Source organism: Sorangium sp. So ce726, assembly GCF_051521405.1.
Classification (GTDB): Bacteria; Myxococcota_A; Polyangia; order Polyangiales; family Polyangiaceae; genus Sorangium.
This window is the reverse complement of record NZ_CP150349.1, coordinates 2831958-2842205: the sequence shown is the minus strand read 5'-3', so window position 1 is coordinate 2842205 and position 10248 is coordinate 2831958. Positions and strand designations below refer to the sequence as shown.

General features: G+C 71.5%; 8 protein-coding genes. 4 read left to right on the top strand and 4 right to left on the bottom strand.

Annotated features, from left to right (window positions below; genetic code table 11):
* The first annotated feature begins 7 nt into the window (after nt 1–7).
* Complete coding sequence (locus WME79_RS10815; protein ID WP_437534656.1) at nt 8–688, top strand: DUF3540 domain-containing protein; 681 nt, start codon at nt 8–10, stop codon at nt 686–688.
* Nucleotides 689–700: 12 nt separating this feature from the next.
* Nucleotides 701–1768 (top strand): S41 family peptidase, encoded by a 1068-nt coding sequence (locus WME79_RS10810; RefSeq protein ID WP_437534655.1) that lies wholly within the window; start codon nt 701–703, stop codon nt 1766–1768.
* A gap of 206 nt (nt 1769–1974) precedes the next feature.
* Here WME79_RS10810 and WME79_RS10805 read toward each other — a convergent pair whose 3' ends face one another.
* Nucleotides 1975–3996, bottom strand: a complete 2022-nt coding sequence (locus WME79_RS10805; protein WP_437534654.1) for a hypothetical protein — start codon at nt 3994–3996, stop codon at nt 1975–1977.
* Between the two features lie 511 nt (nt 3997–4507).
* Between WME79_RS10805 and WME79_RS10800 the strand changes: the two genes are divergently transcribed.
* Nucleotides 4508–4936, top strand: coding sequence for a hypothetical protein (locus WME79_RS10800; RefSeq protein ID WP_437534653.1), 429 nt, complete (start codon nt 4508–4510; stop codon nt 4934–4936).
* Between the two features lie 266 nt (nt 4937–5202).
* On the opposite strand, the gene WME79_RS10795 is transcribed toward WME79_RS10800, so the two are convergent.
* Nucleotides 5203–7269 (bottom strand): hypothetical protein, encoded by a 2067-nt coding sequence (locus WME79_RS10795; RefSeq protein WP_437534652.1) that lies wholly within the window; start codon nt 7267–7269, stop codon nt 5203–5205.
* A 320-nt stretch (nt 7270–7589) separates the two neighbouring features.
* On the opposite strand from WME79_RS10795, the gene WME79_RS10790 reads away from it, so the two are divergent.
* Complete coding sequence (locus tag WME79_RS10790; RefSeq protein ID WP_437534650.1) at nt 7590–8387, top strand: sulfite exporter TauE/SafE family protein; 798 nt, start codon at nt 7590–7592, stop codon at nt 8385–8387.
* A 20-nt stretch (nt 8388–8407) separates the two neighbouring features.
* On the opposite strand, the gene WME79_RS10785 is transcribed toward WME79_RS10790, so the two are convergent.
* Complete coding sequence (locus WME79_RS10785; RefSeq protein WP_437534649.1) at nt 8408–9028, bottom strand: SAM-dependent methyltransferase; 621 nt, start codon at nt 9026–9028, stop codon at nt 8408–8410.
* A 15-nt stretch (nt 9029–9043) separates the two neighbouring features.
* Nucleotides 9044–10177 (bottom strand): lysylphosphatidylglycerol synthase transmembrane domain-containing protein, encoded by a 1134-nt coding sequence (locus tag WME79_RS10780; RefSeq protein ID WP_437534648.1) that lies wholly within the window; start codon nt 10175–10177, stop codon nt 9044–9046.
* Nucleotides 10178–10248: the final 71 nt, after the last annotated feature.

Below are 10248 nucleotides of genomic sequence, written 5' to 3'. Positions count from 1 at the left end.
AGGAGCGATGTCGATGGGAGCCATGAAGGAGAGCGATCGCGCGGCGGCCGTGCGGGTGGATGCGCCGGCGGGCGAGGAGCAGACCCTTCGGCCGCGCGGCGCGGACGTGCTGCGGATCGGCCTCTCGCGGGCCGGGGTCGCGGCGGCCGACGACGCGGGGCAGGACGGCGCCGTGGCGCTCCCGAGGGAGTACCTGGGCCCGGGCCGGGTCACGGCGGCGGAGGGGGGCGCGATCGCGGTGGAGCTGCCGGGCGGCCAGCCGGTCGCCGTCGAGATGGCGCTCGCGCTGCCCTACGAGCCCGCCGTGGGCGACACGCTGCTCGTCATCGGCAGGGAGGAGCGCTACTACGCCATCGGCGTGCTCCACGGCGCGGGCCGGACGGTGCTGTCGCTCCAGGGAGACGTGGCGGTGCACGCGAGGGACGGAGAGCTCTCGCTGTCCGGGGACAAGGGCGTCGCGATCCGGGGGCCGGAGCTCGAGGTGCAGGCCGGCAAGATCCGGATGGTGGCCGACGCCGTGGTCCAGAAGTTCACCTCGATGTACCAGCGGGTGAGCGCGCTGCTGAGCGTGCAGGCGAGCGAGTCGCACACGGTCGTGGAGAAGACGGCCTTCACGAAGGCGAAGAACGCCACGATCCTGACCGAGGAGACGGTCACGGTGAACGGCAAGCAGATCCTCTTGGGATAGGAGGCCGGCGCGATGCTCCCTGCAAACAACAAATGTACCGGAATGAGCGCCGGCTACCCCGACGTGTGCCTGTCGCCTGCGTTCGGCCCGTTCCCGTTCCCCAATTTCGGCCCGAACGCGGTGAAGTTCCCGTTCTCGTTCAACGTGTGGTTCTCGATGGGGCCCGCGCTGAGCCTCCTGGCGCGCGCGATCATCACGATGGGCGACTGGCTGGGCACGCTGCACTGGACCTTCATGGGAACAGGCCAGTACACGTTCGGCAACGTGAAGGTCTTCGTCAACTTCGTCCCCTCCACGTCGCTGCTCTCTCCGAGGTCCGGCAACAATTACAACTGCTTCATCGGCGTCCAGGTGTTGCCGAGCGTGACCAACGTCTTCATCACGTACAACGCGGGCAGGGCCGAGGGCGCGCGGCCCGCCGGCGCACCGATGCTGGCGGATCTGGACGCGCTGGTCGCGTCGCTCCACCCGTGCGGCGGCGCCTCGCCGGTCGAGAGCGTCCAGCTCGAGCCGGGGGTCGGGTACGTGAAGATCCGCACCTTCTCGCTGGACGTGCCCGCCCGGGTCCACACGGCGGTGAGGGCGCTCGAGGCCGAAGGGCTGGAGAAGCTCGTGCTCGATCTGCGGGGCAACCCCGGTGGGGAGCTGACGGCCTTTCTCGAGCTCGCGGGCGACTTCCTGGAGCCGGGGAGCGTCCTCGGGAGGGCGATCGACGCGGACAGCGATGAGATCGTGTACCGGTCGAGCCACCGGGATCCGTGCCGCGTGCCGCTATGGATCCTTGTGGATGGCGGGACGGCGTCGGCGGCGGAGCTCTTCGCCGGCTGCCTCCAGTGGCACGGGAGGGCGGTCGTGGCGGGGGAGCGCACGTACGGGAAGGGGACGGCGCTGAAGGTCGCGGCGGATCCGGAGGATCACGCGCCGGTGCTCGCGCCGGCGGCGAGAATGGTCCTGCCGGGCGGAGAGCCGATCCAGGGGACGGGGATCCGGCCGGATGTCGAGCTGGGGGCGATTGAAGGGGCTGATCGCGGCGGGGAGCGGCGATCGCTGATGGACTTGATCGCCGGCGCAAAGGCCTGAGCGCTAGTTCCGCCCGCCAGAGGTCCAGCCAGGGATCCGGAGAGAGATCTCAACGCAAAGGCGCAAAGGCGCAAAGACGCAAAAAAGAATAGAATTGTGTATTTTGGCGTCTTTGCGCTCTTGGCGTCTTTGCGTCAAATCTCTCTTCTTTTGCGAGACAGATCCCTGGCAGGATTTGCGACACGCGGAGCTAGCCGCCGCTCGGCTCAGGGGCGTACCGCGAGGTACACGGTGCTCCAGAGCTGCACCGCGTTCGACTCGTCGTGGTGCAATCGCTCCGCGCCGAAGGGCACCAGCTTGTAACAGCCGTCCTCGAAGGCCCAGCTCCAGAGCTCCCGCGTGCTCGCCTCGCGCGTCGCCGCGATGACCTCCCAGAGCGCGCTCCGCGCCCGCTCCAGCGCGCCCCGCGCGCGGGCCGGCAGGTCGCCGCGGCCGAGCTGCCGCTCGACGCCCGCGGCGAGCATCGCCTGCTGCCACGACCATGTGACCGTCCCGTGGTAATGGGCCGCCGTGAACTCCCTCCAGAGCGCTGGATCCTGCGCGAACGCGGGGTTCGCGACCAGGATCCCCACCGGCGTCCGCAGGCCGGCCGGGAACGGGCGGATCAGGCGGCCCGCGATCTCCTCCAGCGCAGCGGGTGGCGGCTCCGTGAACAGGAGGACGAAGCTGTCGTCGGAGTGCATGATGGGAATCGGCTTCCCGCCGCTGTCGAGCGCGACGGCAGGAAACGAGAGCGTCCCCGAGAGCGACGCGAGCGCCAGCGCCGCGTCCAGGCCCAGCGACGCCGCATAGGACGACACGCGCCGCCTGGCCTCGTCCTCCGGCAGCTCGACCTGGAAGAACACGCCGGCGTCCTTCCACGCGCGCGCGAGCCGCTCCGCCCGGCCGGCGCGCTCCGCGTCCGCGCCGAGCAGCGGGCTCGCGAGCAGCCGCGCCGACGCGCGGAGCGCGGCCGGAACCAGCGCGGCGTTCACGTCGTAGGGGATCCGGCCGCCCGCGAGGCCCTCCTCGCTGTCACGCCACTCGCCGACCTTCGTGCCCGCCTTGAGCCCGATCAACTTCATCGGATCCCCCGTCTCGGCGAACGGGGCGGCGAGGTGGAGCACGAGCGCCACGTTCCGAGCGAGCGCCTCCGCATACGTGTCGCCCGCCGGCGTCCGGCGCGACAGGAACTCGGCGGCGCGCTCCCGGCCGGCCGCGCTGCCGAGGAGATACTCGGCGGCGACGGGCGCGAGGAGGAAGTCGCCGTCGATCATCTTGTAATCGTAGATGGGCTCGCGCAGCGCCCCGGGGATGCCCGAATCGAGGTGCATGAGCGCCGCGTACTCGCCGATCGCCTCCTCGTGCGCGACCTCACCGGCCAGGCTCAGCCGATCGAGGACCGAGCCGAGGCCCGCCTCGACCACCGCCGGATCGAGGACGGGCAGGAGCATCCTCACCGCGAGCAACGTGTCCCGGCCGAAATACGTAAGGAAACGCCAGGACCCGGCCAGCAGCTTCTCCCGGTATGCGAGGAAGCCGAGCGCCTGGCGGTGGCGCAGATCGTCGCTGGCGCGCTCCGTCACGAGCTCCTCGAGGGGCACCGGCGTGAGCGGCGCCTCGTCCGAGAGCGCCGTCACCCTGACACGGAGGCCGCTCGGCCCTGCCGCCAGCTCGATCCGTCCGTCGTCCCCGACCGCGGCCGTCGTGCCTTCCTGCGGCTCGATGAGCAACTCGAGATGGTGCTCGCCGTCCAGCGTGGTGCGCCGCACGGCGATCGCCGCGCCCCGCGGCGAGGCGATCGCCTCGACGTCGTTCCCGAGCCAGGCCGGAACCTCGGCGTCGCGCCCCACGTCGCGGAGCGTACGGACACTCCCGAGGAGCACCCGATGGACACGCAGCGCCGGCGCCGCGCTCGCGAGGAGCGCCGACACGCCGCGCATGACGCCGGGCCGCTCCACGCGCTCCACGCCAGCGACGTCCCCCTCCACCGAGAGATCGACCGGCGCCGGCAGCTCGTCGAACCACACCGCGATTCCCATGTTACCTGCCGGAAACGCGACGATGAGCCGCGGCGAGACGCCCGACGTCGTCAAGAGATGGGCTGCGATATGACCACGACGGAAGAAGTGGTTGTCTATCTGCCCTTCTTGCAGATCGAAGGCCAAGAGCTCAGCAGGTGGCGGCGCGGAGGGCGCCTCGCCGTGCGGTGCGCCGGAGACGCAGGAGGCGGCAAGAAGCGTGGACAAGGTGGTTCCCCTCAGAAATCGCTCGATCTTCGTGGGCCTCGTGGGCACCGCGGGACCGTACCCAGCCGAGGCGCGCCTGCCAAGGACCAAGGGCCTTCGGTGGCCGCCAGCTTACGTCTCCGACGCGCTGGCCGTTTATCGCGTATTTTCAGCCAAATTTACCGAGGTAGAGAGGATTCGGCAGGACGCCTGGGAGGGCGCCGCCACGGCCTCACTCCGCGCGGCACGTCTGGCCCCGGGAACGGACGCGACGAACGCAACCAACGCGACGAACGCGACGGACGCAAGATGATGCAACGGACGCGACGGACACGACGGATGCAACGGACGCGACCGACGCGACCGACGCGACCGGCCAGAGCACCAGAGGGCGCGATCGCGAGGACGAGATGACAAAGAAAGAGTTCACGCCTTTGTTGCCCTGTGATAACCCATCCGAGAACTCAGTTGTTGATAGTAGGTTCGCAGCAGGCGAATGGCCTGCGAGCCAATTTGAGGAAGGGGGTTCGAGATGAACGAGAGCATCTCCGGCCAGGCCGCGGCCGGCAGCAATGGTTCTGAGCGCGCGAAGCTCAGCATTCCGCAAGAGGGCCTGATCTACACCTGGGTTGATGGCAGCCTCGGCGTCGTCGAGGAGGTCGTGCGCGCGGGGTTCGGCTTCCTCGAGGACGTGCGCGTCGAGACGCAGGAGCGGCTCGGCGCCACACTCGACCTGCTCGAGGGGGTCGATCGCAGCGTGTTCCGGGTCGCGCGCAAGGCGCTGGCCCGCGTGGACGGAATCAGCGAGCGCGCCATTTCGAGCAGCCAGATCGGCTGGTTCGCGTTGCTCGGCACGATCCGCCGCACGTCGCAGGGCGCGGCGGGGCTCGCCTCCGAGACAGTGGTCGCCGTCGTGGGCGAGCGCAAGGCGACGCAGCAGCTCATCATGCGGTCATCGTGAGTCTGGCGAGCCCACAACGCTGCTCGATCCGTCGGCGATAGAACCCTCTTCAAAGAGAGCGGGGTGCAGGTTCGTGGGATACGGGCTCAATCGCTAGGACACCGATCACGTTGAACGAGCGAGAAATGAGCCGCCAAGGCGCCAAGGACGCCAAGAACAAAACACAATCTTGGCGTCCTTGGCGCGCTTGGCGGTTCAAATTCCTGCTCTTTTCTGGGGTTTCAACCCGTTTGTCGCTCTGGGCAGGCGAGTGAGGCGTACGGCGGTCAGCGCCCCTCGGTCCCCCGCCCTGGCTTCCCCCGGCGGTAGAGCCCGATGACCAGCACGAGCACGGCGGCGCCCAGCCCGGCGGCGGCGATGAGCCGCGCCGTCGTGCTCCAGCGGCCGAACGGCCACGGGCTGGCCTGTCCTGCGCTGTCCGCCTCGCCGCCCGCGCGGGGGAGCGGGACGAGCGCGCGGCGGGCCGCCGCCGCCTCGGCGAGCGCGCGGCGGACGCCGGCGGCGTCGAGCGAGGCGTCCGCCGGGATCAGGGCGCGCAGCGCGGAGCGCGCCCTGAAGAACGGGGCGCCGTCGCTGCTCCACGCGGCGGGCGCGCTGTCGAGCGCCTCGTCAAGCGCAGCCGGGATCACCTCTTTGACGATCGCGTCCACCGCGCCGGGCGACGCCGACCTCGCGAGCGCGATGTAGCCGGCGTCCTGGATCCCGCGGCGAAGGCTCTTCAGGCGCATCGAGGGGAGCACGCCGGGAAAGCCGACGGATCGGGAGGAGAACGCGCCCCGCTGCGTCCCGGGATAGAGCAGCATGCCGTCGCCGAGGCACGCGTCGCCGTCGCGGTTGTGGAAGTTCTCCGCGACCGTGAACGGGTCGATGGGCCCTTTGCCGCCGCGGTTGCCGTCGTGCCAGAACGCCGTCTCCCACAGGAACCAGCGGCCCACCTCGTGGGAGGCCGCGATCCAGCCGTCGGCCATGAGCCCGGTGAGCGGCGCGTCGATCATGAACGTGCCGGTCCGCGGCAGCGCGCCGTTGTACACCCAGAGCCGCTGGCCCTTCTCGCGCGCGGCCCGCGCCCACGTCGAGTCGAAGCGGTTCGCCGGCGTCAGCACGAGGTCGACGTCCTGCTCCACCGGAGGGACCTCGCCGCACGAGTGCCCCACGAGGACCCGCGACGACAGGCGCGAGCCGCGGATCAGCCGGCGCCAGCCGGGCCCGCGGGGGCTCTCGCACTGCTCATCGACCGCGTAGAGCATCACGTCGTCCACAGCCGGCGGGAGGAGGTCCGCGACCGCCTCGACGCGGCGGAGGGTCGCTTCCCCGGGATCGCCGAAGCTGCCATAGGCGCCGAGCGCAACCGCCCCGGGCGGCACGCCCGCGCCCGGCCCCCGGTAGCCGCGCGCCTCCGTGAAGAGCGAGCCGTCGATCGCCGCGCGCAGCCGCTCGACCTCGTCGGGGCTGCGGACCGACGCGAAGCCGTCGACGTGGTGCTCGTGGAGCAGCTGCCAGAGCTGCTGCTCGACGGCGGGCCCGTCGCCGACCCGCTCGGTGACGCTATCGACGTCGTAGAACGCGATGAAGTCGACCGCGCCGTACGGCAGCATCGCCGGGGCGACGTCGAGCTTCAGATCGAGCGACGCGAGCTCGCCGTGCGACGCCGATCCGACCACCACCCTCCCCTCGTAAGCGCCGGGGATGGCGCCCTCCGGGACGTGGAGATCGATCCAGACCGCCCGGGTCTCGCGAGGGCCGACCTCGATCGGGTACGGCGCCCAGGGGGGCGCGAGCTCGACCGGGATGAGCGCGTCGGGGAGGAACCCGAGGTGCACGTCGTCGGGCGGCCGCGCCGCTGGGCTCCACCCGAGCGACTCCCGGGGGCGCTGCTCGTTGCGCGAGCGCTGCGTGATCTCGACGTAGTGCTCGACGAAGCGGCGGATCGAGATCGCCCCCGCGGGCGCCGCTCCCTGCCCCTGCGCGGGCTGCTGCGGCGTCGGCGGTGCCTTGGCCGGCGCGCCCGGGCCGGCCGCTGGGCGGAGCGCGGAGAGCTCGACCGTGACGCCGCGCACGGGCTCGGCGCCGGCCTCGATGACGACCTGGAAGGCGACGACCTCCGCGCGGAGCGCGCCGAGCCGGATCGGCTCGCCCGGCCGGAAGACCGCGTTTCCTTCGCCGCGGGAGAGCGGCAAACCGACGTCCTCCCGGCGGATACGCGTGCCGTCGTCGGCCACCCAGACGCGCGCGGGCCCGGGCTGCCCCTCGCCGGCGGCAGCCGCCGGAGCGAGCGCGCCGCACGCCATGGCGGAGAGCAGCGCGGCGGGGAGGTGCGGGAAGGATCGCGGCATGTCGCTCGGCTCTCCGAGGAGGAGCGACCGCCAGGGTCGGCCGCAGCGCCATCCTAGTCCAGAAGGCCGGCCAGGGATCCGGAGGAGGGAGAGTTCAACGCAAAGACGCAAAGTCGCAAAGACGCAAAAATGCACGAGATTTGTTCTTTTTTGCGCCTTTGCGTCTTTGCGCCTTTGCGTTGACTCTCTCTCCGCTCGCGAGACAGATCCCTCAGGATTTCTGACCCGCGGTACCGGGGCGCTGCGCCCGCCTCCTCAAGCGCAGCGTGGCCAGCGGCGCGGCCGTTGACAGGCCGGCGGGGCTCGGGCGATCTCGCGCCGTGGATCTGACCAGAGCGGCACTCCTCGCCGGCGGCGCCGCCGTGGCCGGCGCCATCAACGCGGTGGCCGGCGGCGGCACGCTGGTGTCGTTCCCCGCTGCGATCGCGGCGGGGCTGCCCCCGCTCGCCGCGAACGCGACGAACGCCGTGGCGCTCACGCCGGCGTCGCTCGCGTCGGCGTGGGCGTATCGCCGCGAGCTCTCGCGGGACTACCGGGTCCTCGGCGTCCTGTTCCTGCCGTCGCTGCTCGGCGGCGTCGTGGGCTCGGCGCTCCTGCTCGTGACGCCGCAGCGCGTGTTCGACGCCGCGGTGCCGGGGCTCGTGCTCGTCGCGACGCTGCTCCTGCTCTGGCAGAACCTGCGCCCGGCGAAGCCCTCCGCAGCGCCATCCTCCTCGGCCGATCCCGGCGCGGAGCGCTTCGCGCTGCCCTCCCGGCCGTGGCTCGTGTTCCTCCTCCAGTTCCTCGTGAGCGTCTACGGCGGCTACTTCGGCGCCGGGATCGGCATCATGATGCTGGCGCTGCTCTCCTCGTTCGCGGGCAACGTGGACATCCACCGGCTGAACGGGATCAAGACGGTGCTCGCGAGCCTGATCAACGGCGTGGCGGCGCTCGCGTTCCTGTTCGCGGGCGCGGTCGACGCGGTCGCCACGCCGATCATGATGGCGGCGGCGGTGGTCGGCTCGCTCGCTGGCGCCGTGGTCGCCCGCCGCATCGAGCCCAGGAAGGTGCGGTGGTTCGTGGTCGCCCTCGGCCTCACGCTCACGGCCAAGCTGGCGTGGGGCCGGTTCGGCGGCTAGCTCGGCGGCTAGCCCGGAGGTTACGCGACCCGCGGCGCCTCTAGGCTCATCATGAAATGGGAGGCGGGCATCCTGAGGGTGTCGCCCACGAAGCGCTCCTCGATCCGGCCGAAGGACCGGTCGGCGAGCCGCCGGAACGCCTGCGGGGTGCGGATGTAGTCGCCGCGATCGTTCTTCGCGATGAGCCGCGCCAGCGAGGACTGGCCGTCCCAGAAGGCGGTGTCGAGCGTGATCACGCGGCCCGAGGGGCGGATCGAGCGCGCGACCAGGGAGAGCAGCGAGCTCGCCACCTCGTCGTCCACGTGGTGCAAGAGGCCCAGCATCAGGACCCGGTCGAAGGGGGCCAGCGCGCGCGCGTGCAGCTCGCCGAACGGCTCGTCGTAGAACCTGGCCCGATCCCCGTGGCGCGCGCGAGCCGCCGCGATGTGGCGGCGATCGGTGTCAAACCCGTGGTAGTCGACCGGCGGAAGGCGATCGAAGTAGTACGCAGGGCCGCAGCCGATATCGAGCACGCGATCGCCGGGGCGCAGATCGAGCGCCTCGAGGCACGCGCGCCGGGCCAGGTCGGCCCCGACGAGGCGCTGGGAGAGGACGTACAGGGCGGCATGGCCGCGATCGAGCAGGTGGGAGGAGAGCGCCATGAAAGGGCGGCGAGCCTAACCCGCGCCCGGCGACGAGGGTAGCCCCTGCGGCCTCACGTCCTCGGCTGGATTTTCCGCGAACGCCTGGCTCAGCGGCGCCCCCTCCACCGCGAGCGCGATCGCGGCGAGCAGCACCACGAGCCCGACCTGCAGCGAGTAGGTCAAGAAGACGAGCGCCGAGCCGGGGCCCATCACGACCTCCGGCGCCAAGTAGAGCGAGAGCCCCGCATAGACCGCCATCTGGAACGTGCCGAAATACCCCGGCGCGTTCGGGAGGAGGACGCCGAGGTGGAGCACACCGACGAGGACGGCCGCCCGCGGGAAGTCGATGGGCAGAAGGCCGCACCCGAAGGCCACGATCTGCATCGCCCACACGTTCAGGAGGAAGTACCCCGCCGTCGCCAGGAGGAACGGGGCCGTGTACCGGAGCCGGGGCAGGAAGCCGAGGCCCGAGGCGACCCGCTCCACGGCGTCGGCCAGGCGGCCCGCGAGCTTGGTTGAGACGAGGCCGACCACGCGCTCGGTCGCGCGCCGCGCCCAGGCCCTGCGGAAATAGAAGACGCCTATCGCGACGAACGCGGCGCCGAAGACGGCGAGCGCCAGGTAGGCGGCGCGCGGGACGGCGGCGGCGGGGACCGCGAGATCGCCGATCCGATCCGGGAGCGGCTCGCGGGGGCGCGCGAGCGCGAGCCCGGCGAGGAGCAGCGCGCTGAGGAAGAGGCCGTCGATGATCCGCTCGGCGGCCACCGTGCCCGCCGCCGCCCACGCGGACAGGCCGCGGCGGCGGATGAGCAGCGGGCGCACCGCCTCCCCGGTGCGGAACGGCATCAGCACGAGCGCGCCATAACCAATGAAGGAGACGGCGATGACGCGCCGGAGCGGCACGGGCTCGATGGGCTCAAGCAACCACGTCCAGCGGTGAGATCGCAGGTAGAGCGCGCCGACATAGAGCACGCCGTGCAGCGCCACGGCCCACCACGTCACGCCCGCGAACGCGGCCCTGTCCGGCACGACGGGCAGCCCCCCGACGCGCAGCACCCACGCGCAGCCGAGCGCGACGAGGAGCGACGCTGCGATCGCGAGGCGATGCCTCTGCAAGCTCTGGGACCGGAAGAGGCCTCGCAGCGACGCCGGCTTCGCCATGCTCATGCGGCCGCGTCTACCACGGCCCTGCTGCCCGAGGTAGCGAAGCACGATCGCCCACAGTTCGCGCCGTGTAA